The organism is Aeromonas sp. MdU4 (assembly GCF_041929505.1).
Taxonomy (GTDB): Bacteria; Pseudomonadota; Gammaproteobacteria; order Enterobacterales; family Aeromonadaceae; genus Aeromonas.
The window spans coordinates 73,132-94,472 of the sequence record NZ_JBHFMW010000038.1 but is presented as its reverse complement, the minus strand read 5'-3'; the positions used below and the strand labels follow the sequence as shown (position 1 = coordinate 94,472).

The following is a 21,341-nucleotide window of genomic DNA, read 5'->3' as shown; positions in this document are numbered from 1 at the left end:
GCAGGAAGCAGGAAGCAGGATAGATTAGCCGGGACAGGTGATTCGCCAACGATGACCGCAGAACGGCTATCAGGCCGATTGACCGGTCCTAATAACGAAACGGTAGACACCGTCAAAAAGAAAATGGCCGAGATATTATCTCGGCCATTCGTTGCTCGGTCAAAGACTCAAGCTAGGGCATTACTCTTGTGCAACTTATTAGAAGTTGTACTGCAGAGCAACAGTCCACTGGTCATCTTTGTCATCGATACCTTCGATGCGGTACTCGGTGTATGCCTTCAGCTTGGAAGTGAACGCATACTGCACGCCCAGCAGGGTGGCATCGATAGAATCTTTGTAAGAAGCACCCGGAGCACGAGTCTCTTCTTTGTTGTAACCAGCCAGGAAGGTCCAGGCATCTACGTTATAGGTAGCAGCCAGTTCATAGCCTTTACCTTCGTGCTTGTTGCCATTAACCTTGTTCTTCAGGTCAGTTTCGTTATACATGGCAGCAAAGTAGAAGCCATTGATAGCGTAGTTGGAAGAGATAGCCCAGTCAGATTTCTCAAACTTGTTGCCTTTGGTGAATACACCGGCACGGTCAGCAGTCGCTTCCAGATCAGAGCGGTTGTAACCAGCATCAAAGCCCAGACCGAAGTCGAACTTGTAGCCAGCCGCAGCGCCGTAACCCTGGTTCAGTTTGACATCTTGAACAGTCTTGCTGATGGTGTTGGAGCCAACATCCTTAACGGAAGTTACAGCATCATCGTTGGTCTGGTAGGACAATTTACCGTGGAAGCCGCCGAAGCTGTTGGAGTAGATGATCTGACCTTCTTGGCGACCATCGTAGATGTTACCTTCGCTACCCCACTCGTTGAAGATATCGGTTGCAGCGATAGCATCGTAGTAAGCGGTATCGGTTTGACCGAAAATGATCTTACCGTACTGGGTACCGTCAAAACCTACGTAGATGTGACGAGCTTCGAACTTACCACCGGTGCTCTCACCTTTGGTAGCAGTGGTGCCTTTGTTGATGTTGTCGCTGTTTTCGGAAGCAACTTGCCACTCGGTCTTGGCAATCCCAGACCAAGTGTTGTTCAGCGCGATCTTGCCGGACCAGCCCAGACGGGAGGCACCAACCAGTTCAGCGTCAGAAGAGTCGTGGTCACCGTAGTAGTTAGCCTGTACACGGCCGTAAATGTCGAAGTTGGTACCGTCTTTGTCATAGATCACTGCGGCGTTAGCGGCAGATGCAAACAGAGCCGGGATAGCAATAGCCAGAATTGTCTTTTTCATAGTTTCCAATGCCTACTGTAATTAAACACTAAGTTGTTGTTATTCCCTGTGTTAGCGATGTTCTTTGCATCACTATGCCGCCGAGACTAGCACCGGATTTTTTGAACCGCAATGAAAAAACTTGGAACTTTTTATGGAAACCATAGTCACGGAGATAAAAATGTGAGCCAAGTCTCACCTAGCGACAAGGTTAAAGGAAAACGTTTACAGTCAATTTCCCCACCTTTTGAGACTCAAAAAGTCCTACTTGTACGCGTTATTCGCTAACTCCCTGATAAACAACCAAAGTGGTCTGATCAGCGTCAAACTGACGTGATAATGGCGTCTGCCTCGACCTCAAGGAGGGGTTGCAGGTATCCTTACTCTTCGTTCAACTCTCAAACCGGCTCCCCTGCATGCTCTCAACTCGACTCAAAGCAACTATTCGTCATACCTATCGTCAGATTGCTGATGGATTGCCCGGCTTTGTGCCCCGTAAAGAGCAAAATTTTCTGGTCGCAGAGATAGCTAAAACCCTGACCGGGGAATATGACAAACAGCGCCGTATTCTGGTAGCCGAAGCCGGAACAGGTATCGGTAAATCCCTCTCTTACGCTCAGGGCGCCATTCCGGTGGCTCGACTGACCCAGAAGAAGCTGGTGATCTCCACCGCCACCGTGGCCCTGCAGGAGCAACTGATCCACAAGGATCTCCCCTTCTATCACCGCCACAGCGAGTTGCCGTTTCGCTTCATGCTGGTCAAGGGGCGCCAGCGCTACTGCTGCGAGCACCTGCTGGAACAGGCTGCCAGCGGTAGCGAGATGGCCAACTTCGAATTCGACTTCGGCAGCCTCAGCAAACACAAGCCGTCAGACGCCGACAAAAGTTGCTATCAGGCGCTATGGCAAGCCTACACGGAAGGTAAGTGGGATGGTGATCGGGACAACTGGCCCAAGCCCATTCCCGACCTTTGTTGGGATCGTATCGCCGCCGATCGCCACACCTGTAACAAGGCGCTAAGCCATCACCAGCACTGTCCGTTTCACCGCGCCCGCAACGATATGGACAGTGCAGATGTACTGGTGGTGAACCATGCGCTGCTACTCTCAGACCTCACCATGGGCGGGGGGATCATTCTGCCGCCCCCCGACGAGTGTATCTATGTGCTGGATGAAGCCCATCACCTGCCCACTATTGCCCGGGATCACGGTGCGGCCTCGGCCAGCGTCAAAGGCTCGCGCCGCTGGCTGGAGAAGCTGGTACAAAGCGCAGGCAAGCTGGCACGGACACTGAATAAGGAGAGCCTGCTCGACCCCCAGCTTAAACTGCAGGATGCGCTGGCCTCCATCCAGCCCGACCTGAAGGCGGTCGAACAGTGGCTCAGCGCCAATGATCGACTATTTGGCACTGAACCCCACTACCGCTTCGCCGAAGGGGTGTTGCCAGACCCCCTGCCGATGCTGGCGGAAAACCTCAAGGAGTCGAGCAAGAAGGCGCTGCGAGCTCTTGACCGGATGCAAGGCGCCATTGGTGAGGCACTGAAAGATGGCGAGATCCGGCGCAAAGAGGCCGAGCCTCTGCTGGCCGAAAGTGGCTTTCACTTGCAGCGGCTGGAGAGTTTCTGCGCTCTGTGGGAGATGCTGGGGCGTCATATTCCGGCAGGTAAAACACCGCTCGCTCGCTGGATGGCCAAAAGCGACGATGGCGATATCTGGCTACACGCCTCACCTATCGAGGTAGGCTATCTGCTGGAGGAGTGGCTCTGGTCAAAATGTCTCGGCGCCGTGCTGGTATCGGCCACCCTCACCGCACTCTCCTCGTTCAGCTATTTCCGCCATCAGGTGGGGCTTAAAGAGCACGATGGTACTCGTTACCTGCGCCTGCGTTCCCCCTTTGAGTATCAGAAAGCCGAACTCTATCTACCCAAGATGGAGCATGAACCCAACTCGCCAGCCTTTACCAATGAGCTCATCAGCGTGCTGCCGCGGATCCTGGCGGGCAAGGAGGCAAGCCTGGTGCTCTTCTCCTCCTATCGACAGATGAATGAAGTAGCCGCTGGACTGCGGGCCAAAGGGTTGTCACTGCTGATACAGGGCGAGGCCTCCCGCAACGCCCTGCTCACCCTGCACAAACAGAAATGCGATGGCGGCCAAGCCAGTATCCTGTTTGGCACCGGCAGCTTCTCGGAGGGACTGGATCTGCCAGGTCACTATCTCACCAATCTGGTGATCACCAAGCTCCCCTTTGCGGTACCCAATTCACCCGTTGAGGAGGCCACCGCCGAGTGGGTCGAGCAGCGGGGCGGCAACCCCTTCCTGCAGCTAACGGTGCCGGAGGCATCGCGAAAACTGATTCAAGCCTGTGGTCGCCTCATTCGTAAAGAGGCTGATCGGGGCCGCGTCACCATTCTCGACCGACGCTTGCTAACCAAGCGCTATGGCAAGGGGTTGTTAGATGCACTCCCGCCATTCACGCGACGGATCGAATAGAATTTACGCCGCTGTTATTGATAGGAATGAAGACAACGAGGTGAACCGTACTCACCGGAAAGAGCCATTGCCGCAGTGAACCAAACCTGCAAAAATGAGCCCCTGTTTTCAGTGGGCAATCGCCTGACTGTTCAAGGAGATGAAATGAAACTGACTGTTCTGGTACCGGCACTGGCTGGTCTGTTGTTTGCGGGTAGCGCCCTGGCCAATACCCAGGTAGAAGTAACAACCCCTTACGTTGCCCAGCTGATCGACGGTAAGCCCATCAATCCTGCATTGCTCGACAAAACCAGCAGTTTCCCGCTCACTGCAGGCAATCATCAGTTGGTCATCGCTTTTGAAGGCAACTACTCCAGCCGTAACGAAATCAAGCTGGTCACCGCCGAGCCACTGGTGATCAACTTCACTGCCGCCGACAATCAGAAGCTGGTGCTCGACTACAAAAAGCCTCGTAACGAAACTGAAGCCAAACAGTTTATCAAAGATCAGAAAGTCACGCTAAAAGACAAGGTCAGTGGTCAGACCGTAACCAGTGAACAATTCGTGATGCCGAAAGTGGAAGGCTTCCAGCTGACCCGTGACTATCAGCAAGAGCTGATCAACATGGACAAAGCCTTCAACCAGCCCAAGTCTGTTGCAGTCTCCTCCGCTGCCGTTATAGCGGCAGCCAGTGCGCCGGTTCAGGTCGCCCCAAGCAAGGCTCAAAGCAACCCGGAAGCCCTGACCCAGCTGCAAAACTGGTACAACAAGGCCGATACCGAGACCCGCAAAGCCTTCCAGATCTGGGTGATCCAGCAGCAGTAATAGCATCCATTCGCCCCGAATCGTCGGGCATGACAAGGGGAGCCAGGCTCCCCTTTTTCATATCTGCCTATCTGCCAGGGCCCTGCTGTCATGTCACTGCGCATCTTCTACCACCCCCTCTACTCCGCCTTGGCCCTGCCGGAGCGCCATCGCTTCCCGCTGGCCAAGTATAAGGCGCTGTTTGAGCACCTGGGCAGCCTCGGCTATCCGTTGGCAGAGGCCACGCCCGCCAGTCGCAAGCAGATAGAGAGCGTGCATGATGCCGCCTATGTGGAGGCGGCCCTCGTCGGCACCCTCGATGCAAGCGCCATCCGCCAGCTTGGTTTTCCCTGGTCCCCCCTGTTGATTGAACGCACCCTGCGCTCGGTGGGGGCAACCATTGCCGCCAGCAGCCACGCCTTAGAGCAGGGTTGCGGCCTGCAGATCTCCGGCGGCTATCACCACGCCCACCGGGATGTTGGCAGCGGCTTTTGTCTCTTCAACGATCTGGTGGTCGCCGCCCAGACCTGTCTGGACGAAGGTCGCTGCGAGCAGGTACTGATCGTCGATCTCGATGTTCATCAGGGTGATGGCAGCGCAACCCTGTGCCGGGGTCGGCGCGACATCATCACCCTCTCACTGCACGGGGAACACAACTTCCCCCGCCACAAGCCCGCCTCCCACATGGATTTCGCCCTGCCAAGCGGCATGGAGGACGATGCCTACCTCACCACGCTGGCAGAGGCGCTCAACCTGGCGCTGCGGCTCTACACCCCCGACCTCATCCTTTATCAAGCCGGGGTAGATGTGCATCATGGCGACGAGCTTGGCTACCTCTCCTTAAGCGATGAGGGCATTCGCCAGCGCGATGCAATGGTGTTTGACTGTGCGCATCGACACGGGCTGCCGATTGCAGCCGTGCCGGGTGGCGGTTACCGGCGCGACTGGCAGCAGCTGATCCCCCTGCATATGTCCCTGTTTGAAGAGGCAAACAAGCACTACGGTTAGCGCCTTTACGCTGTTTGCCAGCGCCTGAACACAACCGTTTCTAATAACAGCAAGGCGGCCCAGGGGCCGCCTCTGCTTTATATAAAGCTGTATTCCATTGCCTTGTACCGTCATAGGGAAGAGAGGATGGCGCCATGCCCTGATACTTACCCCCATTCAGGCGTGGGCCAACGGCGTCGGATGTTTACCCATGCTGCGCAGCAGCATTAGCAGATAGATAAACGACACGCTGGCGATCATGATAAACAGCAGATTATCCGAGTAACGTTGCATCAGCAGCGCGGTACACGCGGGACCAAGCAGGCTGCCGATGGTGTAGCTCAGCAGCAGCGCCTGGTTCATCGCCACCAACTGATGGTGTGCAACCTGCCCACAGGCCCACGCCATGGCCACCGGATAGAGAGTGAAACCAGCCGCGCCAAGAATAAACAGCGCCGGCCCCATCGCCACGCCACCGAGCATCGCCACCGAGCCCAGAATGACCACAAACACCTGCACCCGCAGTACTTGCAGGCGCCCGAAGCGATCCGCCAGACGGCCGATCGGCCACTGCCCGATGATGCCAGCACTCACCATCACCGCCATCCAGTAACCGATCCCGGCATCACTCACCCCCTGATGATGCAGATAGAGCGGCATCAGACCATAGAGTGAGCCCAATACCATACCGGATATGATGCAACCATTGACCCCAAGCCGCGCCTGACGCAACCGCAGCATCGGCCAAACCCGGGTCGTTCCTTGCTCTTCGCTCCGCTCACTGACGATGCGGGTGAACAACAGCGGCAGGATCGCCGCCAATACCAACCCGGTTGCCCAGGGCAGAACGTCCATCAGGCCGGTCGGCAGCTTGCTGACCAGCAGCTGCCCGAGCACGGTTCCCAGGTAATAGACCATCATGTAAGCGGCCAACAACCGGCCTCGATTACGGGCGTTGCCGCTGCACATCAGTGCGCTCTCCACCACCACCCAGATCATGGCGCAACCAATACCGGCGATAAATCGCCAGGTGAGCCAGCTCCAGAAGCCAAGGGTGATGCCAAGCCCGATACAGCCAACAGCAAAGAGGGCTGACGCCAGATAGTAGCTGCGGTTGAAGCCGAAGCGCTTGATCAGGGTGCCCGCCAGCAGGGTCCCCAGCAGGTTGCCACTGAAATAGGAGGAGCTGACCATCCCCACCTGCCTGGTCGGCAGATTGTCATGAGCAAGCCAGAGCGGCACCAGGGTGTTCAACACCGCGATGGAGAGGGTCAGCAACAGCAGGCCACAGAGCAATAACAGCACTGGCCGAGTGTATGTGGTCATGGGTAAAACCGTGAGGAGAGTAAAGATTCGAGCGCATCATGCCACTGCCAAAGCCATTGTCAATCGGCACTGACAGTGGGTAGCAAATTCTTGCTGTCCCCTGATATTTCCGAGAGACAAGATAGTGCTCAACACGAACCTTATCCTCTTGATTAACGAAATATTTGGCCATGATGGCGAGAATAAGCCGGTTAAACATCCACCTCTTTAGATCCCCGCAATCCTGAACGCCATAACAAGAAGAGGCGACCCCAGGGTCGCCTCTTCTTTAACACCTAGCTTAATGCCGGTTATCGCTGACGTTTCTTGGCATACTTGCGACGGGCCCGCGCCTGGCGCTCCTCTTCCCGCTCGGCCTTCTCCTTGGCCTTCTGTTCGGCCTCGGCCTCAGCTTCCACAATTTCAGCGCTCACCATCTCCGGGGTCTCCAGCGAGATACGGCCCAGCATGCCTGAGCGGAATTCGTTGACCAGGATCTCGGACGCCTTGTGCAGATCGGCCAGGCCGCCCTTGCGCATGAAGCCACGCTGGCGGGCAATGAGCTCCAGCAGCTCGATTTCGGTTTCCGGCAACTCGCTCAGCTGGTAGCGTGCCTGGATCCGCTCCGGGTAGGCCTTGATGAAGTAATCAGCGGCAAACATGGCTATGTCGGCGTAGTCAAATACCGTGTCCTTGATGGCCGCGGTGATGGCCAGCCGATAGCCGCAGGAGGGCGGGTTGAGCTTGGGCCACAAGAAACCCGGGGTATCGGTCAGAATGACGTTGTTTTCCAGCTTGATCCGCTGCTGGGACTTGGTCACCCCCGCCTCGTTGCCGGTGCGGGCGATGATGCGCCCGGCCAGGGTGTTGATCAGGGTGGATTTGCCCACGTTGGGAATGCCCATGATCATGGCACGCACGCCGCGCAGATCCAGATTGCGCTCCGGCAGCATCTCGTGGCAGAGGGTCAGCAACTGTTTGATCTTCTCCGGATCCTGCTGGGTCAGGGGCAATGCCTTGATCCCCTTCTCCTGTTCCATGTGGGCCACCCACAGTTCAGTGATCTCGGGGTCGGCGAGATCCGCCTTGTTGAGCACCTTGATCACCGGAGTATCACCGCGCAGCTCGGGCACCAGCGGGTTTTCGCTGGAGAAGGGGATGCGGGCGTCGAGCATCTCGATGATGACATCGACCTGGGGCATAACCTCGGCAATCTCTTTGCGGGCCTTGTGCATGTGGCCGGGGAACCAGTTGATGGACATATCCGTTACTCTCATCTAGGGACTGCGGGCGCGGGCTTGCAATGAAGCGAGCGGCGAGCGGTGGCGGACGCAGGGCGTCGCAAGGGGGCGCATTTTACCTGCACCCGCCCCGATTTGACAGGCCATTCTAGTCGGCAGAGGCTAAACCGGCCAGATTTCCCCCTACATGCCGACCTTGTCAGGCTGCGCTGCAAAGAGCGGTTATTGATAGATAAGTGATTGATACAACATCACATTCAGATATCACTTTCACCGGATTGTCATCCACTCTCACTAAAAGTGTCATCTGCGACCTCTAGGCTGCGCTCAGGTTTTACAAGGAGCGAACCCCAATGAGAAAAATGGCAGGAGTTGCAGTGATAATGGGGACCGTACTGGTCGCCGGCTGCAAATCAGACAATGACACGGTGGCGACCAAGCCCGCCACCCAGCCTACCAATGTCATCTTCTTCCTCGGCGACGGCATGGGCCTCAACACCCTGACCGCAGCCCGTATCTACGGCTTCGGTGAAGAGGGCAGTCTCACTATCGATACCCTGCCGGAGACGGCTTTTATCAAGACCTTCTCCCACGACGCTCAGGTGACCGACTCGGCCCCCTCCATGTCCGCCTACATGACCGGGGTCAAGAGCAACAACGGCGTCATCAGCATGGACAACGACGCCACCCAGGAGAGCAACTGCAGCAAGAGCGGCGGCAAGCCGGTCACCACCTTGCTGGAGCTGGCCAAGGCCGCCGGTCGCGGCACCGGCGTGGTCACCACCACCCGGGTGACCCACGCCACCCCGGCCGCCACCTATGCCCATCTCTGCAACCGGGATCTGGAAGCCGACATCGCCGCCCAGCTGGTGCCCGGCGGTGCCGGTTACAACAGCGCCCTCAAAGAGGGGGTGGACGTGGTGCTCGGCGGTGGCAGCAGTTTCTTCTTACCCAAGGCAGACAAGGGCAAGCGCGAGGATGGCCGCAACCTTATTAGCGAAATGCAGGCCAAGGGCTACCAGTTTGCCAGCAATCTGGACGAGTTGAACAAGGCCGAGGCGGGCAAGCCGCTGCTGGGGCTGTTTGGCTCAAGCCACATGAAATATGACCTGGATCGTCCCGCCAGCGAGCCCTCCCTCACCCAGATGACCCTGGCCGCCATCAAGCAGCTCAAAGACAAGAAGCAGGGTTACTTTCTGATGGTGGAAGGGGGTCGCATCGACCACGCGCTGCATGACACCAATGCCAAGCGTGCCCTGCAGGACACCCTCGCCTTTGACAACGCCATCAAGGCGACCATCGACGAGGTGAAGAAAACCGATCCCGAGCTCAAGAACACCCTGATCGTGGTCACCGCCGACCATGACCACACGCTAGTCCTGAATGGTTATGCCAAGCGCACCGGCAAGACCACCGCCGACAACCCCGGCGTGCTCGGGCTGGTGAAGAACTACGAAACTGGCGAGCCGAGCAAGGATGCCGATGGCATGCCCTACACCATCATCGGCTTTGGCAACGGCTACAACCGGGTGGACGGGCCGCGCAGCAGCGTGGCGCCGCTGGACGACGCCACCGTCTCCGCCAACGACTATCACCAGGAGGTGGTGGTCAAGGTGGGCGAAATCGGCAACGAGACCCACGGCGGCACCGACGTCTTCCTCGGCGCCATCGGCCAGGGAGCGGATAGCTTCCACGGCTCACTCGATAACACCGCCGTGTTCGGCAAGGTCAAGGCTTCGGCCGGACTGTAAGGAGCATTCCCATGAAAAAAGCCATCAACCAATCCATGAAGCAGAACCTGCATAAAACCCTGATCAGCACGGCCCTGCTGGCCGCCCTCGGCGGCGCGGCTCAGGCACAGGCCGCCGATGCCAAAAACGTCATCCTGTTTATCGGCGACGGCATGGGCCCCACCGTGCTCACCGCCACCCGCCTCTACAAGGTGGGGGAAGAGGGCAATCTGGAGATGATGAAGCTGGCCCGCAGCGCCCGCATCAAGACCTTCTCCAACGATGCCCAGACCACCGACTCGGCCCCCTCCATGGCGGCCTACACCACCGGGGTCAAGATGAACAACGAGGTGATCGCCATGAGCAGCGACACCAAGGCCGTCGCGCCAGGCAAGGATGCCAACGGCAACAAGGGCGTCAACAACTGCACAAGTGACAACGGCAAACCGGTGCCCACCCTTCTCGAGCTGGCCAAGGCAGCGGGCAAGTCGGTGGGGGCCGTCACCACCACCGAGCTGACCCATGCCACCCCGGCCGCCACCTACTCCCACATCTGCCATCGGGATGCCGCCTACGCCATTGCCGAGCAGGCTGTACCGGGCGGCGCCAACCACTGGACGCCCTACAACAGCACCAGCAACAAGGGTGGCCGCGCCGACGGACGGGATCTCACCGCTGAGCTGACCGCGCAAGGCTATCGCTACGTCACCACCAGAGATGATCTGGCTGGCGTAAACTCGGGCAAGGTGCTTGGGCTGTTCAGCGCCAAGTCCCACCTCGACTACGAGCTGGACCGCGTCGCCAAGGGGGCGGCCAATACCCAGCCGTCGCTCTCCGAGATGACCGCCAAGGCGATCGATCTGCTGAGCCAGAACAGTCAGGGCTACTTCCTGATGGTTGAAGGGGGGCGGATCGACCACGCCCTGCACGGCACCAATGCCAAGCGCTCGCTCACCGACGCGGTGGCACTGGACGACGCGGTCAAAACGGCGCTCGGCAAAGTAGATCTGAAAGATACCCTGATCGTGGTCACCGCCGACCATGACCACACCATGACCATCAACGGCTACTCCGCCAAGGGCAACAAGGTGCTGGATCTGGTCAAGAGCGGCGATGGCTCGACCCAGAACGACGTGGATGGCAAGCCGTTCACCACTCTGGTGTTCGGCAACGGCCCCAACCGCCCCGACGTGCGCCCCACCCTCACCAGCGATCAGGTGATGGCGGACAACTACCTGCAAGAGACCGGGGTCAAGCTCGGCTCCGAGACCCACGGCGGCGGCGACGTCATGCTGTTCGCCGATGGCGCCGGTAGCAACCGCTTCAAGGGGACGCTGGATAACACCCGGGTGTTCGGCAAGCTGAAGGAGGCGCTCGGCCTGTAGACGACAAGGCCCGGCATCGCGCCGGGCCCTGCTCGTTCGAGCGATAACCCATATGCGACTGTTACTTCCGTTGTGGCTGCTCGCCAGCAGCCTCGCTTTTCCCCTCCTTGCCGATGAAGTCCCCGATCTGGCTGCCCGCATTCGTTATCAGGACCGGGTGACCAGCAGCGACGGCATCAGCAAGGAGAGCCAGTGGCAGGAGAAGTGGCTGCGAGTTGGCGATCAGGTGTGGAGCCAGCGGCTCATCCCGCTGCCCCTTGCCCGCGCCTATCACGCCACCCACGATGCCACCCCGGGTCACAAGCACTTCACCCACCAGATGGCAGCGCGCTGGGTGACCCGCGACCAGCAGGGGATGCTGCAACTGCGCTACGCCGACAGCTGGCACAACCAGCTGGTGGAGGTACCGGAGGAGGAGTACGGTCAGGTGGCTTTCAAGCCCGATTGGCCGCGGATCCGCCACCTCATCAATCCGGCCCTGTTGCAGGAGATGACCCCCCTCAATGAGGCTGCGCCCGAACAGGCGCGCTGGTATGAAAAACGCGAGGGCAACCAGCGTACCCGTATCCTCTGGTCTAGCCGCTGGCAGTTGCCGCTGGTGGTGGAGTCGGCGAGCCTCGATGGCTATCGCAGCTACCGGATGGAGGTGACCCTGCGCAAGCTGCCGACTCAGAAGCCCTGGCAACAACTGGCTGCTTATGAAGTGCGCGATTTGCGTGATTTCTTCGACTAACCTCTCAACCCCTTGGCAGGTGGCAAGATTTCATTCTCAGTAATGTTACACTGTGAACATGAGACTCTGGTTCACGACTTCATAACATTGATGCGCACTTTCCACCTGCCACTGGTTACGCTGTTGCTATTACTGGTCACCACCAGCGCTCAGGCTATTGTGCTGGTTGCAGCCGAGCTCCCTCCCTACGTTATTCGCACCCAGCAAGGAACGCCCAGCGGCATCGCCATCGAGATCATGAAAGAAGCAGCCAACCGTTTGGGAGAACCTCTCACCATCGAATTGATGCCGCTTGCCCGGGCGATCACCCAAACCGTTCATCGCAAAGATGTGCTGCTGATCCCCCCGGTGCGCAGCACCCAGCGTGAACATCTCTTTTACTGGATCACACCGCTGCTTGATGACGAATTTGTCATCGTTACCGATCGCCGTGTGCACCCCAACCCGCTCAAGGTGAAGGATCTCCCTTCGCTCAAGGTCGGTACCCTCCGTTACTCGTTTGGCCAGTACCTGCTCAAGCAGCGGATCAATCTGGCCAGTCAAACCGTCGCCACCGAAGAGCTCAATGCCCACAAACTGCAACGAGGACGCATCGATGCCTGGGTTGCCGCCTGGAATGCCATCCTCTACAACCAGCACACTGGCGGATTTTCTGCAGATGAGCTGGTAAGAGGTGAAACACTGATGCGAACCCCGCTCTATGTGGCTGCGAGCAGAGAGTTCCCGTTTTCCGAGGGACGGCGCTGGCAGGCGACTCTCGATGAGATGCGCAAAGATGGCAGCCTGGCGCGGATCATCCGCCAATACAACTATCAGGCTCCTGAGTAGTCACTCAATGGCGGTTGCCAAGATTGACCATAATGGTTATGGTAGCCCTATGAAAAGATTCACTATTTCCTCTCATAAGCTCACACCCTGCTGAGCCCCCGCCTCGCTCCTTCGGCCGCGAGTCGCTTGGGGGCATGGCGCTTTGTTGATCTCTCAACACCCTTGTGATGGCCAGCCTGCGTGAGTGGGCTTGGCCCTGTAAGCTATTGATAAGGAATATCCTATGAAACAACCGCATCTCGTTATCTCCAGCCTTGATCTGGATCGGATTGAACAACTGCTCGGCAACCATCCGCAGCACCTGGCCCTGCAAGAGGAGCTGGATCGCGCCGAGATCCGCGAACCGGCCGACATGCCGCCCGATGTCGTCACCATGAACAGCAAGGTGCGCTTCAAGATGCAGAGCAGCGGCAACGAGTTCTGTCTCACCCTGGTCTACCCGCGCGATGCCAAGGGTGACGAGAGCAACATCTCGGTACTAGCGCCGGTAGGCAGTGCCCTGCTCGGTTTGAAAGTGGGTGACAGCATCGCCTGGCCGGGCCCGGCCGGTCGCACCATTGAAGTAGAGATCCTGGATGTGGTCTATCAGCCGGAGCGTGCTGGCGAGCTGCACCGCTGATCCCGGTTGCGGGCAGGCCAACTCGGGAGGTCAGCCCGCACAGCCTGATCCCGATCAAGCTTCACCTGCTTATCGGGTCGATTTTCCCCCTATCGTCCCCCGCCCCTTGAGCCTGACTCGGGGGGCAGGTATCTTGTTGGCCGCGTCATGGTCATGGCGCACCGAATTTCAGGCTGACATCATGATAAACATTGCCCTCATCGACGATCACCAGATCGTCCGTTCCGGTTTTGCCCAACTGCTCAATCTGGAGCCCGACCTGCAGGTGGTCGCCGAATTCGGCTCCGCCAGCGAAGCGCTGGCTGGCCTGCCCGGCAGTGGCGCCCGGGTCTGCGTCTGCGACATCTCGATGCCCGACCAATCGGGGCTGGAGCTGCTCAAGCAGCTCCCCTCCGGCCTTGCGGTGGTGATGCTGTCGGTGCACGACAGCCCTGCCCTCATCGAACAGGCGTTGCAGACCGGAGCCAAGGGATTTCTCTCCAAACGCTGCAGTCCGGACGAGCTGATCGCCGCAGTGCGCACCGCTGCGCTTGGCGGCTGCTACCTCACCCCCGACATTGCCCAGAAGCTGGCCAGTAGCAGCCGGGATCCCCTTACCAACCGGGAGCGAGAGATTGCCCAGTTGCTGGCGCAGGGGCTGGAGGTGAAGAGCATCGCCGAGCAGCTTGGCCTATCGCCCAAGACGGTCCATGTCCACCGCGCCAACCTGATGGACAAGCTCAAGGTCAGCAACAACGTCGAGCTGGCCCACCGCATGCTGGATAGCTGGTGATCCACCGTCTTGCCAGCTATGTCGCCATCACGCTGGCGGCCTGCTTCATCTTTGCCGCCGGCTGGTTTTGCCTGTGGAGTATCAGCCTGCATCTGGCGGGTGGCCCGGCACTGGCGGTGCTGCTGTTCCCCTTCGGCCTGCGCCTCGGTCTGCTATTGCAAAGCCCCGGTCGCTACTGGCCCTCTCTGCTGCTTTGTGAAGGGGGGCTACTCTACTGGCTCAATCTGGAGGTGGGGCTCCCCCACTGGCAGTGGCTGCTGACTGGCAGCCTGCTCACCCTGCTGCCGCTGCTGATTGCCCGCCGCCAGCAAGTGCGCAACGACTGGCAACAACTGCTGTTGCTGCTTGCCACCGTCTCGGCGGCGGCGCTGCTGCAAGCCCTGCTCTGGCATCTGGCGGGGGAAGATGGCCTCTCGGCCCTGCTGCTCAGTCTGACCGGCGGGCTGACCCTCACCTCGACCTGCATGCTGATCTGGCACTACCTCACCCGTGCCACCTGGGTGCCGCTCGGCCCTGCGCTGGTGGATCAGCCGGTAGACTGGCGCTTTCGCCATCTGGTCTGGTATCTGCTTTTGTTCGTGCTGAGCCTCTGGCTACAACTGGGCTTGCCCAACTCGCTGGTGCGTTTCACCCCGTTTTGTCTGGCTATCCCCATCATCGCCATGGCGTGGCGCTACGGCTGGCAGGGGGCGCTGCTCGCCACCCTGATGAATACCATCGCCCTGCTGGCGAGCCAGGCCTGGCACGATCATCCCCTCGATCTGCTGCTCTCCCTGCTGGCCCAGAGCCTCACCGGCCTGCTGCTCGGTGCCGGGATCCAGCGCCAGCGCGAGCTCAATCAGGCGCTGACCCGCCAGCTTGCCCACAATCGCCAGCTCACCGAGCGGCTGCTGGAGACCGAGGAGAGCATCCGCAAGGAGGTAGCACGCGAGCTGCACGACGACATTGGCCAGACCATCACCGCCATTCGCACCCAGGCTGGCATTGTGCGTCGGCTCGCCCCCGAAAATGCAGGCGTAGGTCAGAGCAGCGCCCTGATTGATACCCTCTCCCTTGGCATCTACGACGCGGTGCGCGGTCTGCTCGGTCGCCTGCGCCCACGCCAGCTCGATGATATGAGTCTGGAGCTGGCGGTGCAGGCGCTGCTGCGAGAGCTTGAGCTGGAGCGTCACGGCATCGTCACTAGGCTGGAGTGGCAGCTGGCGGACAGCGATCTCTCCGATGCCCAGCGGGTCACCCTGTTTCGGGTCTGTCAGGAGGGGCTCAACAACGTGGTCAAACATGCCAACGCCCACTCGGTCGCTATTCGTGCCCGAGCCAGCGGCGAACTGCTGCAACTGGTGCTGGAAGATGATGGCCGCGGTCTGCCAGAGAGTCGTTCGCAACAGGGTTATGGTCTGCTTGGCATTCGCGAGCGGGTGCAAGCGCTGGGAGGCACACTGCAACTCTCCTGTATCCACGGTACCCAGCTGACTGTCAGCCTCCCCTGCCGCAAGCGGGAGGATAGTCATGGCTAATCACCACCAGAGGACCAGCCTGTGCTGAGTTTTATGAGAAGCGCGCCGCCCCGGCCCCTTATCCGAGAGCAGGCCGAGATTGATACCACCTACCGCCACTGGCGGCTGCATCTGCTGCTGACCATGTACCTGGGCTACGCGGTCTTCTACTTCACCCGCAAGAGTTTCAACTTTGCCATGCCGGACATGCTGGCAAGCGGCATGCTGGACAAATCCGACATCGGCATGCTGTGGACCCTGTTCTACATCACCTATGGCTGCTCCAAATTCGTCTCCGGCATCATCAGTGACCGCGCCAACCCGCGCTACTTCATGGGGATCGGGCTGATGGCTACCGGCGTCATCAATATCCTGTTCGGCCTCTCGTCAGCTCTCTGGATGTTTGCCACCCTCTGGGTTGCCAACGCCTTCTTCCAGGGCTGGGGCTGGCCCCCCTGCTCCAAGCTGCTCACCAGCTGGTATTCGCGCACCGAGCGCGGGGTCTGGTGGTCGGCCTGGAACACCGCCCACAACGTCGGCGGGGCGCTCATTCCTCTTATCGTCAGCACCCTTGCCCTGCAACATGGCTGGCGCTACGGCATGATAGTGCCCGGCCTTATCGCCATTGTTGCCGGACTCTTCCTCTGCTGGCGGCTGCGGGATACCCCGAGCGCCATGGGGCTGCCAACCGTGGGCGAATGGCGCAACGATGCCATGGAACTGGCCCAGCAGACTCAGGATGCAGGGCTCTCCCATCGCCAGATCCTGCGCAAATATGTGCTGGGCAACCCCTATATCTGGCTGCTGGCCTGCTGTTACGTGCTGGTCTATGTGGTGCGTACCGCCATCAACGACTGGGGCAACCTCTACATGACCGAGCAGCGCGGCTTCAATCTGATGAGCGCCAACTCGGCTATTTCGATGTTCGAGGTGGGGGGCTTTATCGGCGCTTTGGTGGCGGGTTGGGGATCGGACAAGCTGTTCAACGGCAACCGCGGGCCGATGAACCTGATCTTTGCGGTGGGGATCCTGCTGGCGGTGGGATCGCTGTGGCTGATGCCTTTCTTCAGCTATGTGATGCAGGCGGCCTGCTTCTTTACCATCGGCTTCTTCGTGTTTGGCCCCCAGATGCTGATCGGCATGGCGGCGGCGGAGTGCTCCCACAAAAACGCGGCGGGGGCAGCCACCGGCTTTGTCGGCCTGTTTGCCTACATGGGGGCGGCGCTGTCGGGCTATCCGCTGGCCAAGGTGATGGAGATCTGGCACTGGAACGGCTTCTTCGTGGTGATCTCGGTCGCGGCGGGCGTCTCGGCCCTGCTGCTGCTCCCCTTCCTCAAGGCACAGGCACCGCGCGCCCAGCATAGCGACGCGGTGTGATACCAGACCAACCGGGAGGTTACTCCTCCCGGCCAGCCTGGCAGACCCGATTCTTGCCCTGCCGCTTGGCACAGTAGAGCGCACGGTCGGCCTGGGAGAACAGGGGATCAAAATGCCACTCCCCCTGCCAGTGGGAGAGCCCCATGCTGACCGTGATGGAGAGGCCCCCCATATCGCGGTTCGCAACCTCCGCCAGCAATCCCTCGCAACGCTGCATCGCCAGCACGCCGGGCTTCGAAAAGAGCAGCACAAACTCCTCGCCACCGAAGCGACTGCTCACCAGATCGGGCTGGGCACCCAGATAGGCACCGAGCGCGGCCAGCACCCGATCACCCACCTCGTGGCCATGCTGGTCATTGATCTGCTTGAAGTCATCGATGTCGAGCACCGCCAGAGCACCGCCGTCACTCAACTTCTGCTGCTGCAACTGCGCCATAAAACCGCGCCGGTTAAGCAAACCGGTAAGGGGGTCGTGGCTCGCCTGCTGGCGCAGTGCCAGCGCCCGGTACTGGGTACAGAGCAGCAATACCCCGAAGGTGGAGAGGTAACTGCCCATCAGCATGGAGAGGAAAGGCAGCACATTGACCCCGCTCTTCTCCATCAACATCTGCACGTTGTCCTGCCACAGGAACCAGAGCCGCATCAGGTTGAAACCATAGAGCAGGATGTTGACCACGGTAAAAACTATCACCGCCGGCAGATAGTCAGGGTAGCCGTGGCGCCAGACGAGGTAGACGATCACCGCGCCCAGTATCATGTAGCTCACGCAAGCCAGCATCACCCGTGACTCCATCCCCCCCTTCACAATGCACCAGCTCAGGATCAGCAGATAGATCAGCATAAAGAGCAGACCGGTACGCCAGCTCGGGGGCTGACCGAAAAAGCGCTGCAGCGCCAGCGGCATCAGCACGATGCAGAGCGTGATCAGGGTGTTGGCCAACCAGATCCCGGAGTGACTGGGGAAAAAAGCCTGCAGCGAGAAGAGCGTCTGGGCCAGCAGTGCACAGAGTGCAGACCACCACCAGTAGCCGATACCGGGGATCTCCCTGTGGGTGGACCAGATGATGGAGAGGGTAATCACGCCAAGACTGTAACCCCCCAGCGCCATCAACATCAGGGTAAAAACATCCAGTTTCAGCAGCAGTGAGAGTGCCATACAAGAACCAGTATCAGAAGGTAACTGAGTATATGAGAAGCGTTTGCCCAGACCCAGCGGGGCCTGACTATTTTCACAATAAAAACATATTGTTTACCTTCCGGGTGATTCACTCACCCCCTCCTGGGCACTGCTGCGCTGGCGTGGCACCGGGCAAGCCTTAAAGTCAGCCACAAGCGAACCCAACCATGTGTAACAAAAGGTATTGAACACATTTTGGGCTTGAACCTGCACCATTAGCTAGATATGTTGTTTTCGTGTGATTTTATGAGTGAAGCAATGAGTAAAAAGTGCCCCTAACCTATTGAGTCATCTAACTCAATTCGTTTTTGGTACATTTTTCACTCACCCCAGTATTCATAACTTCTCATACGGGGCTGTTACCCCGCCCAAGACACGCAACCTGTCTTGCCTGTTGCCGGATGCAGCAGTCTCTTGTGCCACGGAGTCGCACGGGATCAGGTTCAAGGCCGAACACACCAACGACAGAGACGTCACCCATGATCAAAAAACTGATTCTTTCTACCCTGCTGTTTTGCGGGATCGCCACGGCGGCCCCGACCCCTGCTCCTACTTCAACCCTGGATGCCGTGCTCGAACGCGGTGTGCTGCGAGTTGGCTTTGATGCAGGCTACCAACCTTTCGAGATGACCAACAAACAGGGCCAGTACATCGGCTTTGACGTCGATCTCGCCAAGATGGTCGCCAAAGAGATGGGCGTGAAGGTCGAGTTCGTCAATACCGCTTGGGACGGCATCATTCCTGCCCTGCTGACCAACAAGTTCGACGTTATCATGGGTGGCATGACCGTCACTCCGCAGCGCAACCTGCGGGTCAACTTCGCCGACCCCTATATCGTGGTCGGGCAGACCATCGTCGTACGCAAAGATAAAGCCGCCGAGATTAAATCCTTCACCGACCTCAACAATCCCAAATACAAGATTGCGGTCAAGCTCGGCACCACCGGTGAGCAGGCGGTCAAACGTCTGATCCCGAAAGCCACCCTGCTGCAGTTTGAAACCCAGGATGACGCCAAGCTGGAAGTGATCAACGGCAAGGTCGATGCCTTCGTCTATGACTTGCCCTACAACGCCATCTTCGCCTCCCAGAACAAGGGGGCCGTGGTGCACCTCGACAAGCCGTTCACCTTCGAACCGCTGGCCTGGGCCATCCGCAAAGGGGATCAGGACACCCTTAACTGGTTCAATAACTACCTGCGCCAGATCAAGGGCGATGGCAGCTACGACCGCCTCTACAAGAAGTGGTTTGAATCCAACGCCTGGCTCAACCAGCTCAAATAACCTCCAGGGGGCGGCAGTTTGCCGCCCCCGCACCATGCAGCCCCCACACAATAACGAGAAGAGGTTGTGACTGTGCACACACCCAAACCGACACGACAGATGGAAAAACAGCCCAACCAGCTGCTCTGGCACGGCGTCTTTCTGCTGCTGCTGCTGGCAGCCATATTCGGCATCTATAAAGCGGTGCAATCCATCGACTACACCTGGCGCTGGGAACGTATTCCCCAATACATCGCCTATCAGGCGGAACAGAACAACCTGGCTGAATTTGATGGCACCGTGATCGCTGGCACCACCCCTGCAGAGCAGGGCAAACTGTTCCTGCAAAATGATCTCGACCCCAATCAACGACAAGCCATCGCCAGCACAGGCATGAAAGTCGCGGAAGGGGATACCATCTTCCGGGGCGATACTCTGGATACTGAACTCACCTGGACCGCAGGCCCTATCGCCTGGGGCGTCTGGATGACCATCAAGCTCTCGCTGGTGGCTGGTGTCTTCGCCATTTTTCTCGGCACCCTGGCCGGGCTGGCTCGCCTCTCCCCCAATCCGGCTCTGCGCAATCTGGCCATCACCTATGTGGAACTCATTCGCGGTACACCGCTGCTGGTGCAGATCTTCATCGTCTACTTCTTTATCGGCACCGTGCTTAACCTCGATCGCTTCACCGCCGGGGTCGCGGCACTGGCCGTTTTTACCGGTGCCTATGTGGCGGAAATCGTCCGCGCCGGTATCAGCTCCATCCACAAGGGGCAGATGGAGGCAGGCCGCAGCCTCGGTCTCACTTCGGCCCAGACCATGCGCTACGTCATCTTGCCGCAGGCATTCAAACGGGTGCTGCCACCACTGGCAGGCCAATTTATCAACCTGATCAAGGACTCCTCGCTGGTATCTGTCATCTCCATCACTGATCTGACCAAGGCGGGACGCGAGGTGGTGAGCTCCACCTTCAGCCCGTTCGAGGTGTGGTTCACTGTTGCTCTGCTCTATCTGGTGCTGACCGGCACCCTCTCCTTCTTGGTGCGTCGTCTCGAGGTGAAATATGCGAAAAGCAACTGATCCCATCATCAAGGCGACAGGGGTAGAAAAATTCTACGGCAGCGAAGTACACGCCCTGAAAAACGTCAGCACCGAGGTCGCCGAAGGGGAAGTGGTGGTGATCGTCGGCCCCAGCGGCTCGGGTAAATCGACCTTCCTGCGCACCCTCAATCAGCTGGAGACCATCAACGACGGCAATATCGTGGTCGACGGCATCTGCCTGACCGAGCCGGACGATGTCAACAAGCTGCGGGAAGAGGTGGGCATGGTGTTCCAGTCCTTCAACCTCTTCCCCCATCTCACCGTGCTGGACAATATCAGCCTTGCTCCGCAGAAGGTGCGTGGTCTGTCGCGCCGTGATGCCGAAGACAGGGCCAAGGCACTGCTGCTGAAAGTGGGATTGTCGGTCAAGGCGGCCAGCTATCCCTCCCAGCTATCCGGCGGCCAGCAACAGCGGGTGGCGATCGCAAGGGCACTCGCCATGCAGCCGCGCATCATGTTGTTTGACGAACCCACCAGCGCGCTCGACCCCGAGATGGTGGGTGAGGTGCTCGATGTGATGAAAGGGCTGGCTCGCGAAGGGATGACCATGGTGGTGGTGACCCACGAGATGGGCTTTGCCCGCGAAGTGGCGGATCGGGTGCTCTTTATGGAGAGTGGCGAACTGCTGGTGGATGAGAAACCCGCCGACTTTTTCGATAATCCCCCCTCTCCGCGCCTGCGCCAGTTCCTGAGTCAGGTGCTATAGATGCAGCTATCAAACTGACCAACAGAGAAAGAGGGACTCATTGTCCCTCTTTCTCTGTGCGGATTTGCCGAGATGATGACAACCCACTGCTGAAGCCGC

General features: G+C 58.9%; 18 protein-coding genes. 14 read left to right on the top strand and 4 right to left on the bottom strand.

The annotated features are described in order from the left end of the window. Window positions 1-198 precede the first annotated feature (198 nt). Window positions 199-1,275 carry a porin gene (locus tag ACE1BR_RS21355; RefSeq protein ID WP_374873820.1) on the bottom strand — a complete coding sequence of 359 codons (1,077 nt, stop codon included), beginning with the start codon at window positions 1,273-1,275 and terminating at the stop codon, window positions 199-201. A gap of 395 nt (window positions 1,276-1,670) precedes the next feature. On the opposite strand from ACE1BR_RS21355, the gene dinG reads away from it, so the two are divergent. The 3 genes from dinG (at window position 1,671) to ACE1BR_RS21340 (ending at window position 5,534) form a co-directional block, all read left to right on the top strand. Further along, on the top strand, window positions 1,671-3,743 hold the full coding sequence (gene dinG, locus ACE1BR_RS21350) for an ATP-dependent DNA helicase DinG (RefSeq protein WP_374873818.1): 2,073 nt from the start codon (window positions 1,671-1,673) through the stop codon (window positions 3,741-3,743). 144 nt (window positions 3,744-3,887) lie between these two features. Further along, complete coding sequence (locus ACE1BR_RS21345; protein WP_374873816.1) at window positions 3,888-4,547, top strand: DUF2057 family protein; 660 nt, start codon at window positions 3,888-3,890, stop codon at window positions 4,545-4,547. A 90-nt stretch (window positions 4,548-4,637) separates the two neighbouring features. Then, window positions 4,638-5,534 carry a histone deacetylase gene (locus ACE1BR_RS21340; protein ID WP_374873814.1) on the top strand — a complete coding sequence of 299 codons (897 nt, stop codon included), beginning with the start codon at window positions 4,638-4,640 and terminating at the stop codon, window positions 5,532-5,534. A gap of 156 nt (window positions 5,535-5,690) precedes the next feature. Here ACE1BR_RS21340 and ACE1BR_RS21335 read toward each other — a convergent pair whose 3' ends face one another. Both ACE1BR_RS21335 and ylqF read right to left on the bottom strand, forming a co-directional pair. Further along, complete coding sequence (locus tag ACE1BR_RS21335) at window positions 5,691-6,839, bottom strand: MFS transporter (RefSeq protein ID WP_374873812.1); 1,149 nt, start codon at window positions 6,837-6,839, stop codon at window positions 5,691-5,693. A gap of 290 nt (window positions 6,840-7,129) precedes the next feature. Further along, on the bottom strand, window positions 7,130-8,080 hold the full coding sequence (gene ylqF / locus ACE1BR_RS21330; RefSeq protein ID WP_374873961.1) for a ribosome biogenesis GTPase YlqF: 951 nt from the start codon (window positions 8,078-8,080) through the stop codon (window positions 7,130-7,132). A gap of 332 nt (window positions 8,081-8,412) precedes the next feature. On the opposite strand from ylqF, the gene ACE1BR_RS21325 reads away from it, so the two are divergent. The 8 genes from ACE1BR_RS21325 to ACE1BR_RS21290 all read left to right on the top strand — a co-directional run bounded on the left by ACE1BR_RS21325 (window position 8,413) and on the right by ACE1BR_RS21290 (window position 16,999). Next, on the top strand, window positions 8,413-9,810 hold the full coding sequence (locus ACE1BR_RS21325; protein ID WP_374873810.1) for an alkaline phosphatase: 1,398 nt from the start codon (window positions 8,413-8,415) through the stop codon (window positions 9,808-9,810). 11 nt (window positions 9,811-9,821) lie between these two features. Next, window positions 9,822-11,174, top strand: a complete 1,353-nt coding sequence (locus ACE1BR_RS21320) for an alkaline phosphatase (protein WP_374873808.1) — start codon at window positions 9,822-9,824, stop codon at window positions 11,172-11,174. A gap of 52 nt (window positions 11,175-11,226) precedes the next feature. Then, window positions 11,227-11,907, top strand: coding sequence for a hypothetical protein (locus tag ACE1BR_RS21315; RefSeq protein ID WP_374873806.1), 681 nt, complete (start codon window positions 11,227-11,229; stop codon window positions 11,905-11,907). Window positions 11,908-11,997: 90 nt separating this feature from the next. Beyond that, window positions 11,998-12,735, top strand: coding sequence for a substrate-binding periplasmic protein (locus ACE1BR_RS21310; protein WP_374873804.1), 738 nt, complete (start codon window positions 11,998-12,000; stop codon window positions 12,733-12,735). A gap of 223 nt (window positions 12,736-12,958) precedes the next feature. Then, complete coding sequence (gene rnk, locus ACE1BR_RS21305) at window positions 12,959-13,354, top strand: nucleoside diphosphate kinase regulator (RefSeq protein WP_185227373.1); 396 nt, start codon at window positions 12,959-12,961, stop codon at window positions 13,352-13,354. 181 nt (window positions 13,355-13,535) lie between these two features. Further along, window positions 13,536-14,126, top strand: a complete 591-nt coding sequence (gene uhpA, locus ACE1BR_RS21300; RefSeq protein WP_322862227.1) for a transcriptional regulator UhpA — start codon at window positions 13,536-13,538, stop codon at window positions 14,124-14,126. Next, the gene (gene uhpB / locus ACE1BR_RS21295; protein WP_374873802.1) at window positions 14,123-15,643 is read left to right on the top strand and encodes a signal transduction histidine-protein kinase/phosphatase UhpB; all 1,521 of its coding nucleotides are present in this window, start codon (window positions 14,123-14,125) and stop codon (window positions 15,641-15,643) included. The genes uhpA and uhpB overlap by 4 nt, the downstream gene beginning before the upstream one ends. A 21-nt stretch (window positions 15,644-15,664) precedes the next feature. Further along, window positions 15,665-16,999, top strand: a complete 1,335-nt coding sequence (locus ACE1BR_RS21290; protein ID WP_374873800.1) for an MFS transporter — start codon at window positions 15,665-15,667, stop codon at window positions 16,997-16,999. 19 nt (window positions 17,000-17,018) lie between these two features. On the opposite strand, the gene ACE1BR_RS21285 is transcribed toward ACE1BR_RS21290, so the two are convergent. Further along, window positions 17,019-18,155, bottom strand: coding sequence for a GGDEF domain-containing protein (locus ACE1BR_RS21285; protein ID WP_374873798.1), 1,137 nt, complete (start codon window positions 18,153-18,155; stop codon window positions 17,019-17,021). Window positions 18,156-18,655: 500 nt separating this feature from the next. On the opposite strand from ACE1BR_RS21285, the gene ACE1BR_RS21280 reads away from it, so the two are divergent. The 3 genes from ACE1BR_RS21280 (at window position 18,656) to ACE1BR_RS21270 (ending at window position 21,242) form a co-directional block, all read left to right on the top strand. After that, on the top strand, window positions 18,656-19,456 hold the full coding sequence (locus tag ACE1BR_RS21280) for a transporter substrate-binding domain-containing protein (RefSeq protein WP_374873796.1): 801 nt from the start codon (window positions 18,656-18,658) through the stop codon (window positions 19,454-19,456). Window positions 19,457-19,555: 99 nt separating this feature from the next. Continuing rightward, window positions 19,556-20,515 (top strand): amino acid ABC transporter permease, encoded by a 960-nt coding sequence (locus tag ACE1BR_RS21275; protein ID WP_181222206.1) that lies wholly within the window; start codon window positions 19,556-19,558, stop codon window positions 20,513-20,515. Beyond that, a complete protein-coding gene (locus ACE1BR_RS21270) occupies window positions 20,499-21,242 on the top strand; it encodes an amino acid ABC transporter ATP-binding protein (RefSeq protein WP_374873794.1) in 744 nt (247 codons plus the stop codon). Before ACE1BR_RS21275 ends, ACE1BR_RS21270 begins: the two co-directional genes overlap by 17 nt. The last annotated feature ends 99 nt before the right edge of the window (window positions 21,243-21,341 follow it).